Annotated in this window: 21 protein-coding genes; 16 read left to right on the top strand and 5 right to left on the bottom strand. The window is 61.2% G+C overall.

Going from position 1 to position 25,702, the window contains the following annotated elements:
• The first annotated feature begins 1 nt into the window (after nucleotide 1).
• From HB376_RS25075 to HB376_RS25050, 6 genes are all read left to right on the top strand, one after another.
• Nucleotides 2–1,177: a CoA transferase gene (locus HB376_RS25075; RefSeq protein ID WP_346730574.1), complete on the top strand. Its 1,176-nt coding sequence runs from the start codon at nucleotides 2–4 to the stop codon at nucleotides 1,175–1,177.
• The gene (locus tag HB376_RS25070; RefSeq protein ID WP_213766394.1) at nucleotides 1,174–1,989 is read left to right on the top strand and encodes an enoyl-CoA hydratase-related protein; all 816 of its coding nucleotides are present in this window, start codon (nucleotides 1,174–1,176) and stop codon (nucleotides 1,987–1,989) included. The genes HB376_RS25075 and HB376_RS25070 overlap by 4 nt, the downstream gene beginning before the upstream one ends.
• A 68-nt stretch (nucleotides 1,990–2,057) precedes the next feature.
• The gene (locus tag HB376_RS25065; protein WP_213766392.1) at nucleotides 2,058–3,440 is read left to right on the top strand and encodes an MFS transporter; all 1,383 of its coding nucleotides are present in this window, start codon (nucleotides 2,058–2,060) and stop codon (nucleotides 3,438–3,440) included.
• Nucleotides 3,441–3,525: 85 nt separating this feature from the next.
• Nucleotides 3,526–4,455, top strand: coding sequence for a hydroxymethylglutaryl-CoA lyase (locus HB376_RS25060; RefSeq protein WP_213766391.1), 930 nt, complete (start codon nucleotides 3,526–3,528; stop codon nucleotides 4,453–4,455).
• 179 nt (nucleotides 4,456–4,634) lie between these two features.
• Nucleotides 4,635–5,129, top strand: coding sequence for a hypothetical protein (locus HB376_RS25055; RefSeq protein ID WP_213766389.1), 495 nt, complete (start codon nucleotides 4,635–4,637; stop codon nucleotides 5,127–5,129).
• 29 nt (nucleotides 5,130–5,158) lie between these two features.
• Entirely contained in the window at nucleotides 5,159–5,782 is a 624-nt protein-coding gene (locus tag HB376_RS25050) for a superoxide dismutase (protein WP_213766387.1), read from the top strand.
• A 158-nt stretch (nucleotides 5,783–5,940) separates the two neighbouring features.
• Here HB376_RS25050 and HB376_RS25045 read toward each other — a convergent pair whose 3' ends face one another.
• Together HB376_RS25045 and HB376_RS25040 are read right to left on the bottom strand one after the other, a co-directional pair.
• On the bottom strand, nucleotides 5,941–6,120 hold the full coding sequence (locus HB376_RS25045) for a hypothetical protein (RefSeq protein ID WP_213766385.1): 180 nt from the start codon (nucleotides 6,118–6,120) through the stop codon (nucleotides 5,941–5,943).
• A 13-nt stretch (nucleotides 6,121–6,133) separates the two neighbouring features.
• Nucleotides 6,134–6,418, bottom strand: a complete 285-nt coding sequence (locus HB376_RS25040; protein WP_255631556.1) for a hypothetical protein — start codon at nucleotides 6,416–6,418, stop codon at nucleotides 6,134–6,136.
• Nucleotides 6,419–6,632: 214 nt separating this feature from the next.
• Here HB376_RS25040 and HB376_RS25035 point away from each other — a divergent pair, with 214 nt between their 5' ends.
• The 10 genes from HB376_RS25035 (at nucleotide 6,633) to tdh (ending at nucleotide 17,834) form a co-directional block, all read left to right on the top strand.
• Nucleotides 6,633–7,139, top strand: coding sequence for a metal-dependent hydrolase (locus HB376_RS25035; RefSeq protein ID WP_213766383.1), 507 nt, complete (start codon nucleotides 6,633–6,635; stop codon nucleotides 7,137–7,139).
• 446 nt (nucleotides 7,140–7,585) lie between these two features.
• Nucleotides 7,586–8,275 carry a histidine ABC transporter permease HisQ gene (gene hisQ, locus HB376_RS25030; protein ID WP_213766454.1) on the top strand — a complete coding sequence of 230 codons (690 nt, stop codon included), beginning with the start codon at nucleotides 7,586–7,588 and terminating at the stop codon, nucleotides 8,273–8,275.
• Nucleotides 8,276–8,320: 45 nt separating this feature from the next.
• Complete coding sequence (locus HB376_RS25025; RefSeq protein WP_213766381.1) at nucleotides 8,321–9,034, top strand: ABC transporter permease; 714 nt, start codon at nucleotides 8,321–8,323, stop codon at nucleotides 9,032–9,034.
• Between the two features lie 80 nt (nucleotides 9,035–9,114).
• Nucleotides 9,115–9,906 (top strand): ATP-binding cassette domain-containing protein, encoded by a 792-nt coding sequence (locus HB376_RS25020; protein WP_213766380.1) that lies wholly within the window; start codon nucleotides 9,115–9,117, stop codon nucleotides 9,904–9,906.
• Nucleotides 9,907–11,079: 1,173 nt separating this feature from the next.
• On the top strand, nucleotides 11,080–12,129 hold the full coding sequence (locus tag HB376_RS25015) for a GlxA family transcriptional regulator (protein ID WP_213766379.1): 1,050 nt from the start codon (nucleotides 11,080–11,082) through the stop codon (nucleotides 12,127–12,129).
• Between the two features lie 144 nt (nucleotides 12,130–12,273).
• Nucleotides 12,274–13,071 carry an ABC transporter substrate-binding protein gene (locus HB376_RS25010; protein ID WP_213766378.1) on the top strand — a complete coding sequence of 266 codons (798 nt, stop codon included), beginning with the start codon at nucleotides 12,274–12,276 and terminating at the stop codon, nucleotides 13,069–13,071.
• Nucleotides 13,072–13,331: 260 nt separating this feature from the next.
• Entirely contained in the window at nucleotides 13,332–14,594 is a 1,263-nt protein-coding gene (locus HB376_RS25005) for an MFS transporter (protein WP_213766376.1), read from the top strand.
• A 90-nt stretch (nucleotides 14,595–14,684) separates the two neighbouring features.
• Complete coding sequence (locus tag HB376_RS25000) at nucleotides 14,685–15,452, top strand: SDR family oxidoreductase (protein ID WP_213766375.1); 768 nt, start codon at nucleotides 14,685–14,687, stop codon at nucleotides 15,450–15,452.
• Nucleotides 15,453–15,580: 128 nt separating this feature from the next.
• Complete coding sequence (locus tag HB376_RS24995; RefSeq protein WP_213766374.1) at nucleotides 15,581–16,780, top strand: glycine C-acetyltransferase; 1,200 nt, start codon at nucleotides 15,581–15,583, stop codon at nucleotides 16,778–16,780.
• 25 nt (nucleotides 16,781–16,805) lie between these two features.
• Nucleotides 16,806–17,834: an L-threonine 3-dehydrogenase gene (gene tdh / locus HB376_RS24990; RefSeq protein ID WP_213766373.1), complete on the top strand. Its 1,029-nt coding sequence runs from the start codon at nucleotides 16,806–16,808 to the stop codon at nucleotides 17,832–17,834.
• Between the two features lie 44 nt (nucleotides 17,835–17,878).
• Here the strand turns inward: tdh and HB376_RS24985 are convergent, their stop codons facing one another.
• From HB376_RS24985 to xylG, 3 genes are all read right to left on the bottom strand, one after another.
• Entirely contained in the window at nucleotides 17,879–22,753 is a 4,875-nt protein-coding gene (locus HB376_RS24985) for an NAD-glutamate dehydrogenase (protein ID WP_213766372.1), read from the bottom strand.
• Nucleotides 22,754–22,856: 103 nt separating this feature from the next.
• Nucleotides 22,857–24,056, bottom strand: coding sequence for a sugar ABC transporter permease (locus HB376_RS24980; protein WP_213766371.1), 1,200 nt, complete (start codon nucleotides 24,054–24,056; stop codon nucleotides 22,857–22,859).
• A complete protein-coding gene (gene xylG, locus HB376_RS24975; RefSeq protein ID WP_213766370.1) occupies nucleotides 24,053–25,609 on the bottom strand; it encodes a D-xylose ABC transporter ATP-binding protein in 1,557 nt (518 codons plus the stop codon). The genes HB376_RS24980 and xylG overlap by 4 nt, the downstream gene beginning before the upstream one ends.
• Nucleotides 25,610–25,702 lie beyond the last annotated feature (93 nt).

The following is a 25,702-nucleotide window of genomic DNA, read 5'->3' as shown; positions in this document are numbered from 1 at the left end:
CGTGCAAACGACGCAGCGCACGCCGCCCCTGCCGCTGACCGGCATCTGCGTGGTCGAGATCGGCCATAGTCTCGCCGCGCCCTATGCGGGCATGATCCTGGGTTCGCTCGGGGCGCAAGTGATCAAGATCGAGAATGCCGGCAAAGGCGACTATGCGCGCGACTGGGGGCCGCCTTTCATCGACGGCGCCGCCGCGCTCTTCCACGCGATCAACCACGGCAAGTCGAGCATCTCGATGTCGTTCGGCAACCCTGAGGAGGTGAGCCTGCTGAAGGCGCTGATTGAACGGCGTGCCGATGTCGTGCTGCAGAACCTGAAAGCAGGCGGTGTCGAAAAGTATGGCCTCGGCGCGGCGCAACTCATGGCCGATAAACCGTCGCTCGTCTACTGCAACCTCGGCGCTTTCGGCACAACGGGTCCGCTGCGGGACAAGCCCGGCTATGACCCGCTCGTCCAGGCGCTCGGCGGCCTGATGAGTTTCCTCGGCGGCCCCGGCGAACCACTGAGCCGCATACCGGTGTCGGTCAACGACATGGGCACCGGCCTTTGGGCCGCGATCGGCGTACTAGCCGCGCTGTTCCGGCGGCAGGTGAGCGGCTCGGGCGAACTCGTCGATGTTTCGTTATACGAAACGGCGATCAGCTGGGGCGGCGTGCAGATTGCCGACTACCTTGCGTCCGGTGTTCTGCCCGGACGATGGGGTTCCGGCACGGCCGCCATCGTGCCGCACCAGGCGTTCGAATGCGCCGACGCCACCATCATGGTCGCGGCCGGCAATGACGGCCTGTTCCGCAAGCTCTGCGCGGTGCTCGGGATTGCTGCGCTCGCCGACGATGCCCGTTTCATGACCAACGGCGCGCGGGTGAGCAATCGTGACGCGTTGATCGAGTTGCTGCAACAGGCTTTTCGCGCGAAGCCGTCGTCTTACTGGCTCGATACGCTCGACGCAGCCGGCATCCCCTCTGGTCCGATCCAGACCATCGATCAGGTGGTCGTTCACGAACAGACCCAGGCGCTCGATATCCTCAAGCGCACGTCGGATGGCTCGGCGACGGTCGTCGGCCTGCCGATATCGTTTGGCGGCGTTCGGCCCGGCAATATCGGCCGCACGCCGGGACTCGGCGAACACAACCATCTACTTGAAGAACTTGAAAAGACAGATCAGGAGAAACCGTGAAGATCAACGAATATCTGGGGTCCGAGTCCCTTGCTACCTTGCAGCTTGAAGAAGTCGACGCCCATATCCTGGTTGTCCGGATCAACCGGCCCGAGGTATCGAATGCGATCAGCACGCAGATGGGCCGCGAACTGATCCGCGTGTTCGGTGCGATCGAGCTCGATCCGGAACTCTACCGCTGCGTGATTCTCACGGCGGCGGGCGAGCGCACATTCTGCGGCGGCGCGGACCTGAAGCAGCGCGAAGGCATGACCGATGAACAGTTCGGCCGTCAGCACTACCTGTTTGAACGCATGAACCGCGCGATCACGAACTGCCCGGTCCCGCTCATCTGCGCGGCGAATGGCTCGGCGGTGGCGGGCGGCCTCGAACTGATGCTTGCTTGCGACTTCGCGTATGCATCGAAGGACGCGGTGTTCGGCTTCACCGAAGTCAAGCGCGGCATCATGCCGGGTGGCGGCGGCACGCAGCAGTTGCCACGCACCATCGGCACGCGGCGGGCGAAGGAACTGATCTTTCGCGGCGCGCGCTTTACCGCCGAGGAAGCGCTCGCGTGGGGTGTGGTCAACAAGCTCTGCGAGGCGCGCGACGTACTGCACGAAGCACTGGCCGCGGCACGCGATATCTGCACCAGCGCGCCGCTTTCGGTGACGCAGGCGAAGAAGGCGATCGACCTTGGCATGCAGGCCGACCTGCACACGGGACTGTATGTGGAGATAGAGGCATACAACCGCCTGATCCCGACAGCCGACCGGCTCGAGGGTATCAGCGCGTACAACGAGAAACGGCAGCCGACGTTCAAGGGACGCTAGCACGCACTCAGCAAACCGGCACGGACGGCGCCGATCCGTCCGGCCACATACTGGAGGAGACACGCATCATGACCCCCGTTACACCTGTTGAGCCGGCCTACGACGCGGACCGGGCCTACGCGAAAATCACGCGCAGGCTGATCCCGTTCCTGTTCCTGTGCTACGTATTCGCGTTCCTCGATCGCATCAACATCGGCATCGCCCAGCTCGACATGAAGCAGGACGTGGGCTTCAATGACCTGACCTACAGCATCGGCGCGGGCATCTTCTTTCTCGGCTATGTGCTGATGGAAGTGCCGAGCAACCTGCTGCTCGCGCGTATCGGCGTGAAAAAGACGTTTTCGCGCATCATGATTTTGTGGGGCATCGTCGCGGCGGCGACTGCGTTCGTTACGCTGCCCGCGCATCTCTACACGGTGCGCTTCCTGCTCGGCCTGTCCGAAGCGGGCCTGTATCCCGGCGTGATTTTTTACCTCACGCGCTGGTATCCGGTCGAGCGCCGCGCCAAGGTCATCGCGATCTTCACGTGCGCCACGGGCATAGCGGGTCTCTTCGGCGGCCCGATGTCCGGCTGGCTCGTCACGCACATGAACGGCTTTCACGGCATGCACGGCTGGCAATGGATGTTCATCGCGCAGGGACTGCCGGCAAGCGTCCTGGGCGTAGTCGCCTTCTTCTATCTCGACAACAGTCCGGAAGAAGCCAAGTGGCTGACGGCGCCGGAAAAGAAGATGATCGTCGACGACCTGCGCAAGAGCTCAAGCTTCGGCGACGGTCATGCCGAACACACCTTCGCCCGCGCGCTGCGTGATCCGCGCGTGTACCTGATGGGCTTCGTGTGGTTCGCGCAGATCGCCGGCGTGTTTGCGATCGGCTTCTGGCTGCCCACGCTGATCAAAAACTCGGGCGTCGCAAGCCCGCTCGCGATCGGCGGCTACTCGGCCATCCCGTACTTCGTGAGCTGGATCGCGCTGATCCTGCTGAACCGCCATTCGGATCGGACGATGGAGCGCCGCTGGCATTGCGGCGGCGCGATGATCGCCGGTGCTATTGGACTGGTTGCCGCCAGCCTGCTCGCCGGGAACCTCACGTTGTCGCTGATCGCGCTTTCGGTGGCGACCGCCGGCATCCTCGCGCCCAACCCGCTGATCTGGGCAATCTCCACCGATTACATCCGCGGCAGCGGCGCCGCCGGCGGGGTCGCGATCATCAACTGCGTCGGCTTGCTGGGCGGTTTTGTCAGCCCGATGATCATCGGCTCGATCAAGACGATGACCGGCAGCATGATAGGTGGCCTTGGCGCGATTGCGCTGCTCATGCTGATCGGTGCGCTGGCGGTGATCCTGTTCGCGCCGCAAACCCGCGCGCTGCAGGCAAAGGCTGACGCGGCGGGTGCGAGTAACGAACCCGACGCCGATGCCGGTCATCCGGTGAATCCGGCAATTCAGTGAAGGCGCACGCGAGCGCTGTGCCCCGCAGTGCACTTTAACGAGCAATATCGAGGAAACAGGAATGGAATCGGCAACAGGAAGCGATATGAACGATAGTCGCGCCCAGGTGAGGGAGGTCGGGCTGCGCGACGGCTTGCAGATGGTGAAGACCATTCTCAGCGCAGAGCAAAAACTCGAATGGTGCAGGCGAATGGTCGCGGCGGGCTGCACCGAAATCGAGGTGACGTCGTTCGTGCCGCCCCGGATCGTGCCGCAATTCGCCGATTCGGACGAGGTCGCGCGCGGCGCGCTGACCATTGCCGGACTGCACGCATCGGCGCTCGTGCCGAACCTGAAAGGCGCTCAGCGCGCGTTCGACGCCGGCCTGAAGAAAGTCCATTACGTTCTCTCGGCGAGCAACGAACACAACCTCAAGAACGTGCGGCGCAGTACCGCAGAATCCGTCGACGACTTCAGCAACATCATCGCCGCACGCAATGAAAGCGGACGGCAGGATATCAAGCTCGGTGCGGGCGTGGCGACGGCGTTCGGCTGCACGATCTCCGGGCATGTCGACGAACAGCACGTGCTCCGACTGGTCGAAACTTTGCTGAAGGCCGGCGCCGATGAGATTGCCATCGCCGACACCGTCGGTTATGCGCACCCCGGACAAGTGCGCAAGCTGATGCGGCAGGTCCTGGCGCTGACCGGTGACCTCCCCGTCACCTGCCACTTTCACGACACGCGCGGACTTGGACTTGCGAACGTGGTCGCCGCGCTCGACGCCGGCGTGCGCGCCTTCGATTCATCGCTCGGAGGCCTGGGCGGTTGTCCGTTCGCGCCGAACGCCACCGGCAACATCAATACGGAGGACACGGTGTTCCTGCTGGAATCGGAAGGAATGCGAACGGGTATCGATATTGACGCCCTCCTCGCCATCCGCGAACAGGTGGCTTCGTGGCTGCCAGGAGAGCCGTTCGCAGGCGCCATCGCGCGGGCGGGATTGCCAAAGGGCTTTGTCAGCTTGACGATGTGAACTTGCGCCGGGGTGCGAAGCCGGGGTGCGAATCTCGCCGCCTGCAAATGGACCCGCGACGAAAACACCCCGCAAAACCTGAATTTCACTAGACACCACAAACACGAATGATTATCATTTAAAATCCCAAGTACGCAGGCGTCCGCCAACGCAAAGGGTGCAGAAACAGGAGCCCTTTCATGCACCAGCACATCGCCAATGCTGCGGAAAACGAGTTTGCCCCGAACAATGGATCGAGCCTGTCCGCGTGGGAACGTGTGATGCGCGAAGCTGTGCGTACTTCATCGGCGGCACCTGGGAATGTCGCGCTGAAGGCTTACCAGCAAGCGCTGGAACTTGCTGGTCGGCTGATCGGGGAACCGCCGCCAGGACGGGCGGATGACTGTGTCGCCGCATTGGTCGTTTCGCATCACAACCTGGCCGACCTGCACGCTGAACTGGGTGATCTGGACAGCGCCGCCGCGCATCTTTGCCACGCCCATGAAATCCTCATCCGCCTGTTTCTCGACGGCAACCAGGACGCAAGCCTGCAACAAGCCGCATTGCGCCACAGTCGCGAAACCCACTTCGCCTTGCTGAACCACATACGTGCGCACGGACCCCATCCGCTCGTGACCCGCGCGCTTGGCGCAGGCTGCCTCGCGTTGAGCGCCGCCCATCCGATACCGCACTGACTCACCCCCAACCGGAAAGGAAACTTGCGATGCCCTATACGTTGCCCGCCTTGCCCTATTCATTCGATGCACTCGAACCCCACATCGATACCCGCACGATGGAAGTTCACCACACGAAACATCATCAAACCTACGTCAACAATCTGAACGCCGCAGTGAAGGACACGGAGTATCAGGATCTACCGGTTGAATCGCTCGTGGCACAACTTGATTCACTGCCTGAGTCTCTGAAATTGCCCGTACGCAACAACGGCGGCGGCCATGAGAATCACAGCCTTTTCTGGACCGTCATGTCGCCTCAAGGTGGCGGTGAACCCGATGGTGAACTGGCCCGCGCGATCGATGCCGACCTGGGCGGATTCGCGGCCTTCAAGGAAGCTTTTACCAAGGCTGCGCTGACGCGTTTTGGCAGCGGCTGGGCGTGGCTTTGTGTCGACACGCAGGGACGCCTGGTCGTAGAAAATACAGGCAATCAGGACAGCCCACTGATGGCTGGATTGACGTCAGGCAACCACCCTGTTCTCGGGCTGGATGTCTGGGAGCATGCGTATTATCTGAAGTATGAGAACCGCAGGCCGGAGTACATCGCCGCGTTCTATAACGTGATCAACTGGGCTGAAGTTGCGCGTCGTTATACGGCGGCGCGTGCTTGAATCGGGCAGCTTTGGTTGAAAAAGCGTTGCGTCATCGGGCGCAACGCTGTTGCGGCGTTCTCAATGCCGGAGTGCGCCAGTGCTCGCGCGTCGCTTGCCTCGCTTGCACACATTCCGAACGAATCCTACGGCCGGTTCCCTCCCGACAGGTCAAATCTTCAAAGTCTTTCCAACTGCTTGCGGGTCGTCATCGCCATGCCTAGCGGGATCGCAATGCCGATCAGGATTCCCAATACCGACCCGAACCCGTGCGCGACATTGAGCGGCGTAAGCGCTGACAGGCGGATAAAGCCGGGCGAGAACAGCGCGAGAATCGTTTCGAACGTCTGCGTCAGCATGATTGCTCCTTGTTCATGCGGGCTTGAGCACCTTCTTGTGCTTGCTTGTCGCTGGTTGCTTGAACATCGCCTTGCACTCGGGGCTGAGCTGCTCAAGATGCGCCTTCATACAGACGGTGATTTTCTGCTCGTTCGGAATTTCCGATGCGCAGTAGTGAAGCGCGTCGCCTTTGCAGGCTGCGGTCTGCTCCTCGCGGGAGGCGGCAAACGCAGCACTGGTCAGCAGGATTCCAAGCAAGGAAAAAACGATCAGTAAAAGACGGGTCATGGCATCAGTAAAACGTGGCGATATCCTCATTCAGCAAATCGCGCGCCCGCCCCTTGCCTGAGGGCCGCCTGCGGACTCTGGCAGCCCGCATCGACGCTTACCGGCCGCCCTTCCTCCTGCGCGACGCCTGAAAAATCCGCCATCACCCGAACGGGCCTTGATCCGCCAGAACAGTGCGCACATTACGCAACTCTTGTGTCAACATGCGCAGCTTCATTTCATTCGCTACACGCGGTATCCCTTCATGGCTTCGAGCAACGCGCATCACGCGACCGGGTGGGCGGCAGGTCTTATCGCTGCTGCGGTCGTCAGCAAGACCGGCGCGACCGGTCCGTATCACCTCTGGGGCGTACTCAGTTTCTGTGCCGGCGTGTTCGGCGGCACAGCGCCGGACTGGCTTGAAGTGGCGTGGTGGACGCGGGCGCGAAGGTTGTGGATCACGCACCGCACGCTCACGCATTGGGGCGTTGGCTGGGTTGCGCTGCTCGCCGTTTCTTACCATCTGCTCGGCGTGCGCCCCTGGGCCGCCATCAGTTTCGGCTTCGCCTGCGGTGGCTTGATGCATCTCTTCGCCGACTGGCCCAACCCGCTCGGCGTACCGTGGCTCGTCTCCCGACACTCCCTGAACTGGTGGAACAGCGGCCGATGCGACGCGCTGATAGTCGGCGCAGCGTGGATCGCGGCGGCCTTGGCTGTAGACCACATCTGGTTTCACAGCGCCTACGGTCTAAGGCTGCTTCACGCACTCTGAACAGCGGCTAAGCAGTTGGCGTGTTTGCTTGCTTCCACTCGCTTGCGCTCGCCGACGCTCAGCGAAAGCAAGTGGATACGCTTTTGCGTCGCATCTCCATCCACGATGGATCAGGCGGACGGATTTTCCATGTTCAGACCTGCCAAAGCGCCTTCCCGAGCCCCCTGGTTTCTATCGGAAAAGCGACGCAAAACCTGTGGATTCCGCTCGTCGCCTAATACCGCGCGTCATGTCGTACGAAAGCCGCAACCTGCCTGAACGCCCTGTCCCATGGTTCATTGTCCGCAACGTCCATCGGACCGAGCGTTTGTTGCGGCGCAATAAACAACCTCTACCCCGTTTGAGCAATTCTTTTTCGCTGGTGACTATCGGCGCCAGTCGTACGGGCAAGCCGCCGTGATAAGGCGCATGCCCGCACGATTCCTTCAACAGACGGAGACATGTACTTGTTCCTTTACGGCTATGGTCCACTCCTGCTGGCGGGCGCGAAGCAGACGGTCGCGCTTGCAGTCCTGTCTCTCGCGGTATCCATCCTGCTCGGGCTCGCGGGTGCAAGCGCGAAGCTGTCGCGCAACCGCGTCACGCGCAGCCTTGCCACCGCCTACACGACGCTGATTCGCGCGGTGCCCGACCTGGTCCTGATGCTGCTGCTTTTCTATAGCATCCAGATTGCGGTCAACCACCTGACCGACGCGCTCGGCCTGGACCAGTTCGACATCGATCCCTTCACGGCCGGCGTGCTTACGCTCGGTTTCATCTACGGCGCCTACTTCACCGAAACCTTTCGCGGCGCGTTTCTCGCGGTGCCGCGCGGCCAGCTGGAAGCGGGCAGCGCTTATGGCATGAGTGGCGTGCGGGTGTTCGTGCGGATCCTGTTTCCGCAGATGATGCGCTTCGCGCTGCCGGGGATCGGCAACAACTGGCAGGTGCTGATCAAGGCGACGGCGCTGGTATCGATCATCGGTCTCGCCGATATCGTCAAGGCCGCGCAAGACGCCGGCAAAAGCACCTACAAGATGTTTTTCTTCATGCTGGTCGCAGCCGCTGCCTATCTCGCCATCACGACGGTTTCGAACGTCGTCCTGCTGTATTTTGAACGCCGCTATTCCACGGGCGTGCGCCATGCCGACCTCTAAGCGGCGCCTGAGCGACCTCTTAGCAAACAGGAAAAAGCGACCATCATGATCCAGATACTTGCCGACTACTGGCGCCCGTTTCTTTACTCCGACGGCATGCGCGCCTCGGGTCTTGTCGTGACCTTGTGGCTGTTGGCAAGCTCGCTTGCGCTCGGTTTTATCGCGGCGGTTCCGCTTGCCTGCGCCCGTGTATCGAAGAACCGCTGGCTCTCGACGCCGGTGCGCCTCTACACTTACGTGTTTCGCGGCACGCCGCTTTACGTGCAGTTGCTGCTGCTCTACACCGGCCTGTACAGTCTCGAATTCGTACGCTCGCAGTCGCTGCTCGAAGCCTTTTTTCGCAGCGGGTTCAACTGCGCGATACTGGCCTTCGCGCTCAATACCTGCGCGTACACCACCGAGATTTTCGCCGGCGCGATCCGCTCGATCCCATACGGTGAAGTAGAGGCTGCTCGCGCGTATGGCATGAGCACCTTCACGGTGTACCGGCGCGTGATCCTGCCGTCCGCGTTGCGACGCGCGCTGCCGCTGTACAGTAACGAAGTGATCCTCATGCTGCACGCCACAACCGTTGCGTTCACCGCGACCGTACCGGACATCCTGAAGGTCGCGCGCGACGCAAACTCGGCCACGTATCAGTCATTCGAGTCGTTCGGGCTCGCGGCGCTGATCTACCTGGCCGTATCGTTCCTGTTGATCGGCGCATTCCGGCGCGCGGAAAAGCGCTGGCTTGGGTATCTGGGCACGAGCCGTCGTTGAAGGTCGTCGCTTGGAATCGGCGCGTTAGAGCGTCACCTTGGTTTAAACCGCAGTTCAGCCAATCACCCTGGGAGTATGAGTTGGAGCTAACCGCCAAAGATGCCGCGACGAAACTGGTCGCGCAGGACATTCACAAGCGCTACGGCGACAATGAGGTGCTCAAGGGCGTATCGCTTTCCGCGCGCGCGGGCGACGTCATCAGCATCATCGGCGCGAGCGGTTCGGGCAAGAGCACGTTCCTGCGCTGCATCAACTTTCTCGAGCGGCCGAACGCGGGGCAGATCGTGGTGGATGGCGAGACCGTGCTCGTCAACGCCGACCGCGCGGGCAGCCATGACGTGGCTGACCGCAAGCAGTTGCAGAGGGTGCGGACCAAGCTCGCGATGGTGTTCCAGCACTTCAACTTGTGGTCGCATATGACCGCCATCGAAAACGTGATGGAAGCGCCGCGGCATGTGCTCGGTCTTTCGAAGAAGGAAGCGGAGGAGCGGGCCCGGATGTACCTTGAGAAGGTGGGGCTCGCGCCTCGCATCGAGAAGCAATATCCTTCGCACATGTCGGGCGGGCAGCAGCAGCGCGTGGCGATTGCGCGTGCGCTGGCGATGCATCCTGACGTGATGCTGTTCGACGAACCCACTTCGGCGCTCGATCCCGAACTGGTGGGCGAAGTGCTGAAGGTGATGCAGAAGCTTGCCGAAGAGGGTCGCACGATGATCGTGGTTACGCATGAGATGGGCTTTGCGCGCAACGTCTCGAACCATGTGATGTTTCTGCATCAGGGCCGCACGGAAGAGGAAGGCGCGCCGGGTGATGTGCTCACGGCACCGAAGAGCGAGCGGCTGCGCCAGTTTCTGTCTGGTAGTCTTAAGTGAGGTTTCGTTCGCACTTGGGGTTTGGGGGGGGGCGCGATGTTGGGGGCGGTAGGGTGGTGATTGGGCGTTGGGCGTTGGAGTTAACGGGTGAGGTCAATGCCAGGGTTCAGGTTAGTGGTCAGGGTCTATGCTGGGGTGGTCGGTTCTGGGGTTAGTGGTCGAGGGTCTATGCTGGGGTGGTCAGTTCTGGGGCTAGCTGTCGGAGTCTATGCTGGGTTGGTGCTTTCCATGTTAGCGGCCTGCGAGAGTCGGATTTTCTCTTTATCACTATTAGCCACTGTGCGTGGCGGCACGTCATTTCTTTGTCCAAAGCGACAAAGAAACGAAGCAAAGAAAACGCTTTTAAACCGCGCTACCCTAAGTGTCCACAGCGTGCAGTTTCTATTCATAGGTGCCCCAAAAGTACGGTGCTCGCCAGAGCGAAGGATGTGTGAAACCCTCCTTCTCGCGAATCCTGACATGAACACGCTTCGCCCCGTACGCTCTCGGGCAAGCACGAATTGCCGAGGGACCCGCACGGCCTCACGCGTATTCGCTGCCGCGTTTCTTGGAGCGTTGGCCAAGCGTGCACTGTTTTTTTGGTGGGCTACACGGCCGAACGCATACTTACGGCTTCATGTTTGGTGGGTAGTTGTGCGGCCTGCACGATTTTTTTCCCAGCTACGGCCCGACGCATCCGCGTGGGCCGTGTCTTGGTGGGTTAGCGACGTGGTCCGTCATGTACAAATTCGGCAGGAGGTTGTCCGCGGATAGCGCGGGGTGAACCTTGGGCAGATTCAGTCACTGGTGGCGAAGCGTGTGGGTATCCGTGTTCGGAGAAAGAGGGGTTCACACATCCTTCGCTCTGGCGAGCACCGTGCTTTTGGGGCACCTATGAATAAAAACTGCACGCTGTGGACACTTAGGGTAGCGTGGTTTAAAAGCGTTTTCTTTGCTTCGTTTCTTTGTCGCTTTGGACAAAGAAATGACGTGCCGCCACGCACAGTGGCTAACAGTGATAAAGAGAATATCCGACTCTCGCAGACCACTAACACTGAAAGCACCAACCCAGCATAGACCCCGACCGCTAACGCCGAAACCACCACCCCGGCATGGACCTCGACCACTAACACCGAAAGCCCCCCGACCACTACCCCTCCCCATCCCTAGTGCGAACAAAAACCAATTTCGAACATGAGCGCGAGCGTTAACCCGGCCCCGAGCACCAGGCCACTCAAGGTCGCGATCGTGGTGCTGCCTCCCTGCTCCATGAGCGGCGTAGGGCTAATCCTCGACAGCCTGCGTCTCGCGAACGAGATCGACGGCCACGCGCTCTACGACTGGCAAATCTGTTCGTGGGACGGACGCCCCGTAACGTTCGCCGGCGGCGCGCAACTTCCCGCCGACACCGCATTCGGCGATGCCGTCACTTGCGACTGGCTAATCGTGGTCAGCGAGCGGTATCAGCAATTCGCGGACTACCGGCTGTTCCTGCAAAGCCTCGCGCGCGTGGGCAGCCGCACGCCCCGCGTGACCGGCATTCACCACGGCGTCTGGTGGCTCGCGATGGCCGGCCAATTGAGCGCCTACCGCGTGGCGGTGAACTGGGAAACCTACCAGCAGTTCGCCGAGGAGTTCGAGCGCTCGATCGTCACGCAGCAAATCTTTGAGATCGACCGAGATCGTTCGACCTGCACCGGCGGCCAGGCGACCGTCGACTTCATGCTGGCGATGATCGCACGCGACCAGGGCGCAGACCTGGCGGAACGGATCGCGGATTCACTTGGCATCGGCGTGTTGCGCTCAGGCGAAGAGCGCCAGCGCATTCCGTTCGTAACCGCGCCGGGCGAACGCCATCCGCGGCTTAACGACGCGCTGCAACTAATGGAAGCGAACATAGAAGACCCGCTCGCCACCGATGAAATCGCCGGGCTTGTCGGCATTTCGCGACGCCAGCTCGAACGGCTGTTTCGACAATACCTCGGCGCGATGCCATCGAAGTATTACGTCAACCTGCGCCTGACCAAAGCCCGTACGCAATTGCAGCGCACCAGCAAATCGGTGGTGCAGATCAGCCTCGCGTGCGGGTTTGCATCGGCGGCGCATTTCTCCAATGCGTACCGCGACCGCTTCGGCGTGACACCGCGCGAGGAACGCCGCAACTGGATCGAAAAACATAGCGGACAGGCACCCGATGAACCGCGTGGCGGCGCGCTGCTCGGTTCGTCACGTGAGCCTGTTTGAAGCTTGTGCTTGAGCCCGTGTTTGAAGCTCTTTTATCGGCTTGCGTACGCCCCCCCATCTCGCGTTCGCCGGAAACGTGACCGTGCGAACGTTTAAAATCACCGCCCCACCCCCGAGAGGTATGCATTGAAGAACGTTTATTGGATGAATCACAAAGTCGCCGCTTTCGCGGTTGCCGCCACCACGGTGTTCGCGGCCTCATTCGCCGCACCAAGCGCGCAGGCGGCGGATCTCAAGGAAATTCGCTTTGGCGTCGAGGCATCGTATGCGCCGTTCGAATCGAAGTCGCCGAGCGGCGAGTTGATCGGTTTCGACATCGATGTCGGCAACGCCGTATGCGCGAAGCTCAAAGTCAAATGCGTCTGGGTCGAGAATTCGTTCGACGGCCTGATTCCGGCCCTGCAGGCACGCAAGTTCGACGCGATCAACTCGGACATGACCATCACCGACCAGCGCAAGGCGGCCATCAATTTCACGAATCCGATCTACGCAATCCCGAACCAGTTGATCGCGAAGAAAGGTAGCAAGATCCTGCCCACAGCCGACGGACTGAAGGGCGCGCACGTCGGCGTGCTGCAAGGGTCGATCCAGGAAACCTACGCGAAGGCCAAGTGGGCAACGGCGGGTATCGATGTAGTGTCGTACCAGGCGCAGGACCAGGTCTATGCCGATCTCGCGGCCGGCCGGCTGGATGCCGCGTTCCAGGATGCGGAAGCGGCGTCGAAGGGCTTCCTGAAGACGCCGCAGGGTGCGGGCTTCGCGTTCGCCGGACCCGCCGTGGCCGACGAAAAACTGCTGGGTGCAGGTGTGGGTTTCGGCGTGGCCAAGAACAACCACGCGCTGAAAGCTGCCCTCGATCAGGCGCTGACGGATCTGAAGGCCGACGGCACCATCGACAAGCTGGGATCGAAGTACTTCGATGTGAAAGTCGTGGTGAAGTAAGAGCGCTTCGCTATCGGTCCCACAGCGCGGGACCGACCCGCGAGCTAACGCCAGGTGTCAGCATGACATCTGGCTTTCATTTACGTCACAACGAATGCAACAGGCCGTGCGCCCTTTTTTGACCGGGCGCGGCGCGCTGTATCATCACGGGCGCACACCAGGCTTCGAGTTCTTGGGTTGATCGATAAGCATGATCCACAAGCAGCTCGACACCCGTGTGCATGGCAGAGTCGCCGCCATCCGCACGGAGCCCTTCCCTCATGACAAGCTACAAGCAAGACCGCGTCGAAACGCTCGACGTCCCGGCCGGCACCGGCGCGCCTCTCGCGGCCGGAACGCAAAGCCCGGTTCGCGCCCTGATCGCAGCCGTTTCAGGCTACGCGATGGACGGCTTCGATCTGCTCATCCTCGGCTTCATGCTGAACCTGATTTCCGCCGACCTCGGCCTGACGAGTTCACAGGCCGGATCGCTGGTCACGTGGACATTAATCGGAGGAGTAGCCGGCGGCCTGGGCTTCGGCATCTTGAGCGACTACCTCGGCCGCGTCCGCGTGCTGACCTACACCATCTTGCTGTTTGCACTCTTCACGGGCCTCTGCGCGCTCGCAACGGGTTACGGCGATCTGCTCGTCTACCGGTTTATTGCAGGTCTCGGATTGGGTGGCGAGTTCGGTATCGGCATGGCGCTTGCCATCGAAGCATGGCCTGCGGACAAACGCGGCCGCGTGTCGTCGTATGTCGGCATGGGCTGGCAAGTGGGCGTCCTCGCGGCGGCCGTGGTCACACCGCTGCTGCTGCCGCATATCGGCTGGCGCGGCATGTTCGTGGTCGGCCTGTTTCCGGCAGTGGGGTCGTTCGTGATCCGCAAGGCTATCGGCGAATCCGACCTGTTCGTGCGCACGCATGCCGCGCAGAAACGCGAGTTCCCGATCAAGACCCTGTTTCGCGACAAAGCCACGACCAAACACAGCATTGGCGTAATCATCCTGTGCTCGGTTCAGAACTTCGGGTACTACGGCCTCATCGTATGGATGCCGGCTTATCTGTCGAAGATGTTCGGCTACACGCTCACCAAGTCAGCCATCTGGACCGGCTGTTCGATCCTCGGCATGCTCGCCGGCATCTGGATCTTCGGCCAGCTTGCGGATCGCGTAGGACGCAAGCCGGCCTTCATCGGATATCAGGTCGGCGCGCTGGTCATGGTGTTCGTCTACTCGACGCTCACCACCCCGGACGCGCTGCTGATCGGCGGCATTTTCATGGGCTTGTTCGTGAACGGGATGATGGGCGGTTACGGCGCGTTGATGGCCGAGCTTTATCCAACGCACGCCCGAAGCACCGCGCAAAATGTGTTGTGGAGCATCGGGCGCGGTGTTGGCGGATTTGGTCCGCTCGCCATCGGCGCGCTCGCCGCGCATTACTCGTTCGGCACGGCAATCGCCTTGCTGGCATCGATCTATATTCTCGATCTGCTGGCAACCGTCTTTCTGATTCCAGAGTTGCGCGGGGTCGAGCTGGAGTGATCGCCCTGGGTTGCCCTTCGTGCAACCGTTCATGCAGCCCTTCATGCGGCCTGCCACAATGCCGGGTGAATTCCACCAAGAGGGCAAGGCATGTCAACGTTATTCGATTTGAGCGGCCGCACGGCGCTCGTTACGGGATCGGCGCGCGGTATTGGTTTTGCGCTGGCGCAAGGACTGGCAAACGCAGGCGCGGCCGTGATTCTTAACGGTACACGCGCGGACACCGTCGCCGAGGCAGTCGCCCGGATGGACGCCCAAGGCTTTGCCGCGACCGGCCGTGCATTCGATGTAACCAACGAACACGCTGTCGCCGATGCCTTCGCGCAGTGGGACCACGATGGGGTCCACATCGACATCCTGATCAACAACGCCGGCATCCAGTTTCGCAAGCCGCTCGTGGAACTGGAACTCAGCGACTGGCAGCGCGTGATCGATACCAACCTGACCAGCGCCTTCATCGTTTCGAAGGAGGCGGCCAAACGAATGATCGCGCGCGGCTCGGGCGGCAAGATCGTCAACATCGGGTCGCTGACGAGCGAGGGAGCACGCGCAACCGTGGGCGCCTACACGGCGGCCAAGGGCGGCATCAAGATGCTGACGCGCGCCATGAGCGCCGAATGGGCGGCGTCGAATATCCAGGCGAACGCCATTGGCCCCGGCTATATCCTGACCGACATGAACCAGGCGCTCATAGAAAACGCCGCCTTCGATGCATGGGTGAAAAGCAGCAATCCGTCACAACGCTGGGGCAAACCCGAAGAGCTGGTCGGCACGGCCGTGTATCTCTCGTCGTCCGCGTCGAGTTATGTGAACGGCCAGATCATCTATGTCGATGGAGGCTGGCTGGCAGTGCTTTGATCCGGCATTTTGCTTCATGCCGGACGTCAGTTCCTGCATACTGACAGCCGCATCATCGAAACAGCGTTGCCTTGCGGTCCCGCGATGCGATCCATCGCCGGGTATCGTATTACTCAGGAGCATGATCCATGCATGATTCTTATCTCACGCACGTGCGCAGTACTCTCGACCAGATTCGCGCCGACGGTTTCTACAAGACCGAACGCGTGATCTCAAGTCCGCAATCGGCCGCCATCCGGCTCGCGAGCGGCGGCGGCATGCTGAACTTCTGCGCGAACAATTACCTCGGTCTCGCCAACGACGCCCGCCTGATCGAAGCCGCCAAAGCGGGTCTCGACCACGATGGTTTCGGCATGGCGTCAGTGCGCTTTATCTGCGGCACGCAGACCGTCCACAAGGAACTCGAGCAAGCGCTCGCTTCGTTCCTTCAAACCGATGACTGTATCCTCTACTCAAGCTGCTTCGACGCCAACGGCGGCCTGTTCGAAACCCTCCTCGACGAGTCCGACGCAATCATCAGCGACGAGCTCAATCACGCGAGCATTATCGACGGCGTGCGTTTGTCGAAGGCGAAGCGCTACCGCTACAAGAACAACGATCTCGCTGACCTCGAAACCCAATTGCGCGAAGCGGACGCTGCCGGCGCGCGCTTCAAATTGATCGCCACCGACGGCGTATTTTCGATGGACGGCATCATCGCGAATCTCGCCGGCATCTGCGACCTCGCCGATCGATACGGTGCACTGGTCATGGTCGATGACTCGCACGCTGTCGGCTTTATCGGTGAACACGGACGCGGCACGCCTGAGTATTGCGGCGTGCTTTCTCGTGTGGATATCATCACCGGCACCTTGGGCAAGGCGCTGGGCGGCGCATCCGGCGGTTATGTCGCTGCACGCCGCGAGATCGTCGAGTTGCTGCGGCAGCGTTCACGTCCCTATCTGTTCTCGAATACGCTCGCGCCCAGCATTGCCGCTGCCACGCTGAAGGTGCTCGAATTGCTTGCGAGCGACGAAGGCGCCCAACTGCGCGCAAGCGTGCGTGCCAACGGCGCGCATTTCCGCGACGCCATGAGCAAGCTCGGTTTCACGCTCGTGCCCGGCGAACATCCGATCATCCCGGTGATGCTTGGCGATGCGCAATTGGCATCGCGCATGGCGGACGCGTTGCTGCAGGAAGGCGTCTACGTGATCGGGTTTTCGTTCCCGGTGGTGCCGAAAGGCCGCGCCCGTATCCGCACGCAGATGAGCGCCGCGCATACGCCCGCGCAGATCGATCGCGCGGTCGATGCGTTTGCGCGCGTCGGCCGTTCACTGGGCATTATCTGAGGCATCGGGACAAATCGGAACAATCATGAAAGCACTGGCAAAACTGGAACGGGGTCCGGGGCTGACGCTGACACGCGTCAAGAAGCCTGAAGTCGGCCACAACGACGTGATGATCCGCATCACACGCACGGCGATCTGCGGCACCGACATCCATATCTGGAAATGGGACGAGTGGGCGCAGAAAACGATTCCCGTGCCCATGCATGTGGGTCACGAATACGTTGGCGAGATCGTGGAAATGGGGCAGGAAGTGCGCGGCTTCGCTATCGGCGACCGGGTGTCGGGTGAAGGTCATATCACCTGCGGGTTCTGCCGAAACTGCCGTGCGGGACGTCGGCATCTGTGCCGCAATACGGTGGGTGTGGGTGTCAATCGTCCAGGCGCATTTGCTGAATTCCTCGTGATTCCAGCGTTCAACGCGTTCAAGATTCCGCCGGAAATTTCCGACGATCTCGCCGCTATCTTCGATCCGTTCGGCAACGCGACGCATACGGCGCTATCGTTTAATCTGGTTGGCGAAGACGTGTTGATCACGGGTGCCGGGCCCATCGGGATCATGGCCGTGGCCATCGCCAAGCATGTGGGTGCGCGCAATGTAGTGATCACCGACGTGAACGATTACCGGCTGGAGCTTGCCCGCAAGATGGGCGCGACGCGGGCGGTCAATGTCTCGGAGACGTCACTGCGCGACGTCATGGCCGAGCTGCACATGACAGAAGGGTTTGACGTAGGGCTGGAAATGTCAGGCGTACCGAGCGCGTTCATGGGCTTGCTCGAAGCGATGAATCACGGCGGCAAGGTCGCATTGCTTGGCATCCCGCCCGCGAACATGGCGATCGACTGGACCCAGGTGATATTCAAAGGACTGGAGATCAAGGGCATCTATGGCCGCGAGATGTTCGAGACCTGGTACAAGATGGTCGCCATGCTGCAAAGCGGCCTCGATCTCTCGCCTATCCTCACGCACAGCTTCGCGGTGGACGACTATGAAGAAGCGTTCGCGACCATGCTCTCAGGCCAGAGCGGCAAGGTGATTCTGGACTGGACGGTTTAAGACCTACGGGCTGGAGGCATATTTACGACTCCAGCCCGGCGCAACTACGCGCGTTCCAGCGTCGCTATCTCACGGACCACAACCAGCAGCATCGAAAGACTTGCGCCGCTTGCTGCGCGCAATTCCGCCAGCAAACGCGCGTAACGTTCGACCGCGGCTTCCCTTCTTGACCGCCAGTTTTCAACGATCACCTCAGGCGTATCGATATCGCGTGTTTGTTCGAGCGCACTGACCGTCAATGCGCGCTTGAGCCGCGCGAGCTCTTCCAAAGCAGCCGCCCGTGCAAGCAGGTCCCAGTGAGTGGACGCGGGCAACGCCATCGCGCGCTCCGCGATCCAGCCGTAGTTCAGCAACGTGCCTATGGCGAAATAAACGCTCGCGACGGTCTCAAGGCTACTATCACAATTGGCCGCTACTTCCGCGCTGTCCAGCACGGCCGTCGATAACTCGCCGCTCGCCACTTTTGCCGCGAGCTCACCTTCAACGCCCGCCTCTTCCAGCACGCGACGCCGTTCGGTCCACCCGTTGAGTTCGTCGGCAGGCAGCAAATTCGGCAACTGCGGCGCAAGCCTTTGCGCCGCTTCACGACAACGCGTGACACGCTCGACTGCGAGACTAGCTTCCTGCGTCGATACCTTCAAATGACGCAGGAACCAGAGCGTCGCGCCCTCCAGCAACCGCACGACATCGACGAACATCCGGGCTTGCACTTCGTCTGCGACACGATTGTCGAGCGCATCGATACTTCGCCAGATATCGTTCAGATCGAACACGTCACGCGCCATGATGCAGGCACGCACGATCTCGCTCGGACGCGCGTCCGTTTCTTCCATCAACCGATGCACGAAGGTGCAGCCCACCCGGTTGATCAGTGCATTCGTCAGGTGCGTCGCCAGAATTTCGCGCCTGAGCGGATGACGCTGCATCGGTTCGCTGTAGCGCGTCTGCAAAGGCAGCGGGAAATAGTCGGACAGCATGCCTGCTACAAGCACGTCCTCGGGAACGTCGGATGCGAGCAGTTCGTCGTACAGCCACATCTTGCTGTATGCCAGCAGCACCGCGCGCTCGGGTGACGTGAGCCCAAGCCGGGCCGCCTGACGTTCGGCAATGTCCTCATCCGACGGCAGGAATTCGATCTTGCGTTTCAACCGGTCCGCGCGCTCAAGCCAGCGCATCAGCCGCGCTTCGGCGTCGAGCATCTCGGCCACGTAGCGGTTCGCAATCGATAACGCCTGCGTCTGCGCGTAGTTGTCGTTCAACACGAGCAGGCCGACTTCATCGGTCATCTCGGCAAGCAGCGCGTTGCGCTGCTTTTCAGTCATCTCGCCGTCAGCCACCACAAGGCCCAGCAGGATCTTGATGTTCACCTCGTGGTCGGAACAGTCGACGCCTGCGGAGTTGTCGATGGCATCGGTATTGATACGCCCACCATGCTGCGCGTATTCGATCCGGCCGAGCTGCGTCACGCCAAGATTGCCGCCCTCGGCTACGACCTTGCAGCGCAGTTCGGAGCCGTTGACGCGTACGGCGTCGTTGGTTCGATCGCCGACTTGCGCAGGCGTCTCGCGCGTCGACTTGACGTAGGTGCCCACGCCACCGTTGTAGAGCAGATGCACCTCGGCCAGCAGGATCGCGCGGATCAGTTCGTTCGGTGCAAGCGTCACGGCTGTCACGCCGAGCGCGGCCTGGACCTGCGGCGACAACGCGATCGTTTTCGCCGTGCGCGGGAATATTCCGCCTCCGGCTGAAATCAGCGTGGCGTCGTAGTCTGCCCAGCTCGATCGCGGCAGCGCGAACAGGCGCTCGCGTTCGTTGAAACTCGCGACGGTGTCAGGCTCCGGGTCGAGGAAGATATGACGATGATCGAACGCCGCGATCAGGCGGATATGACGCGAGAGCAGCATGCCGTTGCCGAACACATCGCCGGACATATCGCCGATACCCACTACGGTGAAGTCGGTCGTCTGCGTGTCGACGCCCATCTCGCGCGAATGCCGCTTGACCGATTCCCACGCGCCGCGTGCGGTGATCGCCATTCTCTTGTGGTCGTAGCCTACCGAACCGCCTGACGCGAACGCGTCGTCCAGCCAGAAGCCGTATTCGCGGGCAATGGCGTTGGCGTAGTCGGAGAACGTGGCCGTGCCCTTGTCGGCGGCGACAACGAGATAGGGGTCATCGGGATCATGGCGAACGGTATCCGGTGGCGGCACGATAACGCCGGCCACGCGGTTGTCGGTCACGTCGAGCAGACCACGCAGGAACATCTGGTAGCAGGCTACGCCTTCACGCGCGAACGCCTCGCGGTCCGTGACGGGCGGCGGGTTCTTCACCACAAAACCACCCTTCGATCCAACCGGCACGATCACGGTGTTTTTCACCATCTGCGCCTTCATGAGGCCGAGCACTTCCGTGCGAAAGTCTTCCCGTCGATCCGACCAGCGCAAGCCACCTCGCGCCACTTTTCCGCCCCGCAAGTGCACGCCTTCAACGCGCGGCGCATACACCCAGATCTCAAACATTGGCTTGGGTTCGGGCAAGCCCGGCACCATCGACGGATCAAGTTTGAATGACAGATAAGGTTTTGGCTTACCTTCGGCATCCTTACGAAAATGGTTGGTTCGTACCGTCGCGTTGATGACACCCAGGAACTGCCGCAGGATGCGGTCTTCATCCAGATTCGGTACGTTATCAAGCGCGGCTTCTATGTCGGCGCGCACCTGCTGCGTGCGGGCGTCGCGAAGCTCACGACTTTGAGGGTTATCGCTGAGCACCCCTGGAAGAGCCGGATTGAAGCGCACCAGGAACAGTTCAAGCAACTTGCGCGCGATCGCCGGGTTACCGGTCAGCGCGCGCTCTATGTAGGCGTCGCTGAACGTTGAGCCCACTTGCCGCAGGTACTTGGCATAAGCGCGCAGGATCGTGACGTCGCGGGCGCCGAGTTGCGCGCGCAGGACCAGCCGGTTGAAGTCGTCGTTCTCGACTTCACCGGTCCAGACGCTTGCGAACGCGTTCTCGAACAGTTCCTTGACGCGATCGATATCGAACTCCACGTCGTCGGCAAGCTCCAGACCGAAGTCGTGTATCCACGCATGCGGCGCACCCAGCGGTTCAATGCGATAAGGCCGCTCTTCATCCACCCGCACGCCGAGATGCTCCAGCATCGGCAGGCTATGTGACAACGCGATCGGGTCGCCCACCCGGTACACCTTGAAGCGAAACGCCCGGCGCCCAGCCTCAATCGGCCTGTAAAGGCTCATCGCAAGGCCGCCCGCCCTCACCTGCGTCTGCTCGATCAACTCGATATCGCGCACCGCAGTACGAGCCGGATAATCTTCGCGATAACCCGCCGGAAATGAATCAGCGTATCGATTCAGGAGCCGGTTGCCCTGCTCTTCGCCGAAGCTGTCGACCAGTGCATCGGCGAGATCGTCTTGCCAGCGGCGCGCGACCTGCACGATCCGTTGCTCGAGTTCGCGCGTATCGGCTTCGGGCATCGCGCCTTTATCCGAACGCACGGTGATATAGATGCGCGCGAGCGGAGACTCGGACAGCAGCGGCGTGAATTCGATGCTCTTGCCGTTGAACGCTTGCATGAGCACGGTCGCGATCCGTTTGCGCAAGTCCGTGTTGAACTTGTCGCGCGGGACGAACACGAGGCATGAGACAAAGCGGTCGAACCGGTCGCGCCGCACGAACAGGCGTGTGCGCTGATGTTCCTGCAATCGCAGCACGCCGAGCGCGATATCGAACAGGTCGTCCTCATCAGCTTCGAAGAGTTCTTCGCGCGGATATTGTTCGAGCACGGTCACCAGTGACTTATGCAAATGTCCCTTGGCGAGAAAGCCGGCACGCCTGATGATGTTCGCGCATTTGCGCCGCACAATCGGGATCTCGGACGTGGGCACCAGATACGCGGTGGACGTGTACAAGCCGATAAACCGCCGCTCGCCAATCACCTTGCCATCCGCACCAACGCGCTTCACGCCCACGTAATCCAGATAACCGGGCCTGTGCACCGTCGCGCGCGAATTCGCCTTGGTGAGAAAGATCGGCACCGAGCCGTTGATGATGGCCGCTGCAGCCGGAGGCAATGGCGTGACGTTATCGGCTGCGGGCGGGCGCAGGCTTTCGCGCAACAATCCTGCGCCGGAACCCGGCACGCCGCGCAGCGCAAAGCCGTCATCCTGCGTAATGAGTTCGTAGTCGCGATGCCCGAGGAAGGTGAAATGATCCGCCACCATCCACTCCAGGAACGCGCGTGCCTCGATGCCATCCGCGCTGGTCTCACGCGCTTTCATTTCTCCGATAGTGGCGCGCGCAACCTCAAGAATCTTCGGCCAGTCTTCCACTGAAGCACGTACGTCACCGAGCACGCGAGCGATGTCACGGCGTAGCTCGTCGAGCTTGGCTGCCTCGCCGCAGCGATCCACTTCGAAGTGAATAAACGACTCGAGGCGCGATTGCGGATCGCCGCCGTCGACGTGACCCAACGCGATGCGCGTGATTGCTCCGCTTGCGTCGCGGGAGACCCTGAACACCGGATGAATGGCGGAATGCATCGCCAGACCAAGTCGGTTGACCGCCATCGTGACCGAGTCGACGAGGAACGGCATGTCGTCGTTGACGATCTCGACCACCGTGTGATCGGAGTGCCAGCCGTGTTGTTCAAGGTTGGGGTTGTATACCCGCAGGACTTCGCGGCCGGTCGTGAATTTTTGCGCCGTTTGCCAGTGCGCCATGGCCGCGCCGTAGAGATCGGCTATGTCGCGGCTCTGGATGTCTTCGGGGTCCGCAAGCGCGTAGTAGTGGCTCAGCAGGGGTTCAACGACATCGAACGCGGGCGCGGGAAGCCGTCCCCGTGCAAAATCGACTACGTCAGTGAGAAGGTGCGCAACGCGCTCTTCGCTCTTGGTCAGCATGTCGTCTCCCGGATCTGGCACGTACGGTGCTCGGATTATGCGCCAAGTTTTGTGACACTTAAGCGCCGGAAGCACCGTCCGCGGAAACCCTCAGACCCTGACCCTAACGCTGATTGGAGCCCGATACGACATCGATCCACACCGCGAGCACGAGAATCCCGCCCTTCACGATCATCTGCCAATACGAATCGACGTCGAGCATCGACATGCCGTTGTCAAGGCTCGCCATCACCAGCGCCCCGATCAACGCGCCATAGACGGTCCCCGAACCACCGCGCATGGACGTCCCGCCGATAAAGCACGCAGCAATGGCGTCGAGCTCACCCATCGTCCCCGCCGACGGCGACCCGGCCGCGAGCCGCGCCGTGTTGACCAGCCCGGCAAGCGCGCACATCAGGCCCATCAGCGCGAAGATCATCAGCTTCACGCGGTTCGTATTCACGCCCGACAAACGCGTTGCTTCGAGGTTTGAACCCACTGCATAAATGCGGCGGCCGAACACAGTCTGCGTCGCAACATAGGTGAAAATACCGAGCAACGCCAGCAGTAACAACACCGGCACAGGAATGCCGCCGTACTGGTTCAACGTGGTCACGAACGCGACCAGCACCAGCCCCGCCGCCACGATCTTCACGCCGTCCTGCCAGAACGGCACGACGGCCAGGTTGTAACGCAGACGGTTCTGCCGCTGGCGCACGGTCAGCGTGACAAGCAACGCAAACAGCACGACAGCAAGCGCATTGCCCGCCATGCGCGGCAAATATCCCTGGCCGATAAACACGAGATTGCTGGAGACCGGCGCGATCGTCGAACCTCCGGTCACGCCAAGCAGCACGCCCCGATACGCCAGCATGCCGCCAAGCCCGACAATGAACGACGGCACTCGCAGATAGGTCGACCACCAGCCGTTGAACATGCCGATCGCAATGCCGAGCAGCATCACGGCCGGCACGGTGAACTGGATCGGCCAGTGATGCGAGACATCGAGAATAGCGGCCACGCCGCCGAGCAAACCGAGCAGCGATCCAACCGACAAATCAATCTCGCCCGCGATGATCACGAACACCATGCCGCATGCGAGCATGCCGGTAATCGACATCTGCCGGAGCAGGTTCGACAGGTTGCGTGGCGTGACGAACGCGCCGTCGGTGAGGAAGGAAAAGAAGATCCAGATGACGGTTACCGCCAGCAGCAACGCGAGCAATTTATAACGCGTGAAAAGCTGCTTGAAGCGCTGACCGGATGTGGTGCTTGCGCCGCCGGTAACGCTGCGTTTGGGCGACGAGGTGACGTCAGGAGTCATGCGACGCTCGCTTGAAAAGAGTTTGTCTGTGGGGTCGCGCGGATGGCCGCTGCCAGGATATGTTCTTGCGTGAGCCCTTCGTTAATAAAGTCGCCGCGCAGTTGGCCCTCGCCTATGACCAGCACGCGGTCGCTCATGCCAAGCACTTCGTTGAGCTCTGACGACACCACGATGATTGACATACCGCGCCGGGCCAACGCGAACATGAGTTTGTAGATCTCGAACTTGGCGCCGACGTCGACGCCCCGCGTGGGTTCATCGAGGATAAGAATTTCCGGGTCGGTCAGCAGCATCTTGGTCAGCACGGCCTTCTGCTGATTGCCGCCGGACAGGCTGGCAATAGACAGCATAGGCGTGGCGGCACGTACGGAAAGCCGCTTCATTTCTGTATTGATCGTGTCGAGTTCGGCCGCCGAATCAATCCGCCCGCCCTTCGCAAAACGGTTCAGCACGGCAAGCGTGATGTTATGTCCCACACCGAGTTGCGGCACGATGCCATGACGCTTCCGGTCCTCAGGCACCATGCCGATACCGGCATCGATCGCATTGGCCGGCGTCTTGATCTTGAGCCGTTTGCCGTTCAGATAAACCTCCGCCTCGCTGATCCCCGGGTAAGCGCCAAAGATTGCCTGCATCAGTTCGGTCCGCCCCGCGCCGACCAGCCCGGCAACGCCGAGAATCTCGCCCTTGCGCAGCGAAAACGAGACGTCGTCCACGCGCTTGCGCCGCGAGTTGGTCACATCAAAACAGGTGACGTGGCGCGCCTCGAAAATCACTTCGCCAATGTCGTGCGGCTCGCGCGGGAACAGGTTCTTGATCTCCCGGCCGACCATCATCGCGATGATGCTGTCAGTGCTCAGATCCTTCATGGGCTGCGTGGCGACATGCTTGCCGTCCCGGATCACGGTGATGGTGTCGCAGACTGCTTCCACTTCGTCGAGCTTGTGAGAGATGTATACGCACGCCACGCCGCGCTTCTTCAGGTCGCGCACGATGTCGAGCAAGATGCGGATTTCGCTCGCGGTCAGGGACGAAGAAGGTTCATCGAGGATCAGCAACTTCGCGCGCTTGTTCAACGCCTTGGCGATCTCGATCAGTTGTTGATGGCCACCGCCGTAGTTCATCACGGGTTGAGCCACGTTGATGCCGCTGATGTTCAGTTCGCGCAGCAGTTCGTCGGCGCGCTGATACATGGCCGCGTAGTTCATCCGGCCGCCGCTCAACGTGATTTCGTTGCCGAGGAAGATGTTTTCCGCCACCGACAATTGCGGCACCAGCATCAGTTCCTGATGGATGATGACAATGCCGGCATCTTCCGTTTCGCGGATGGTTGATGCCCGTAAAGGCTCACCTTCCCAGAGGATTTCTCCTTCCCACGTGCCGTGCGGATACACCCCGGACAGCACTTTCATCAGCGTCGATTTGCCTGCGCCGTTCTCGCCGCACAAACCCACGCATTCCCCGGGCGAGACCACGAGGTCGATTCCATCGAGCGCCTTCACACCGCCAAACGTCTTGACGATGCCGTGCATTTCCAGCAGCGCGTTTGCCATGCGGTTTTTATCCTGGACAGTGAATCAGCGTGAAGGCCTCATACGCTTAGAGCGTATTTTCAAGGCCCTCACGCCTGGCATGACGCAAAAGGC

It is taken from the genome of Caballeronia sp. dw_19 (genome assembly GCF_018449515.1).
In the GTDB taxonomy this organism is placed as follows: Bacteria; Pseudomonadota; Gammaproteobacteria; order Burkholderiales; family Burkholderiaceae; genus Caballeronia.
Note: the sequence above shows the minus strand (reverse complement) of the source record. Positions and strands in the feature narration are given on the sequence as shown.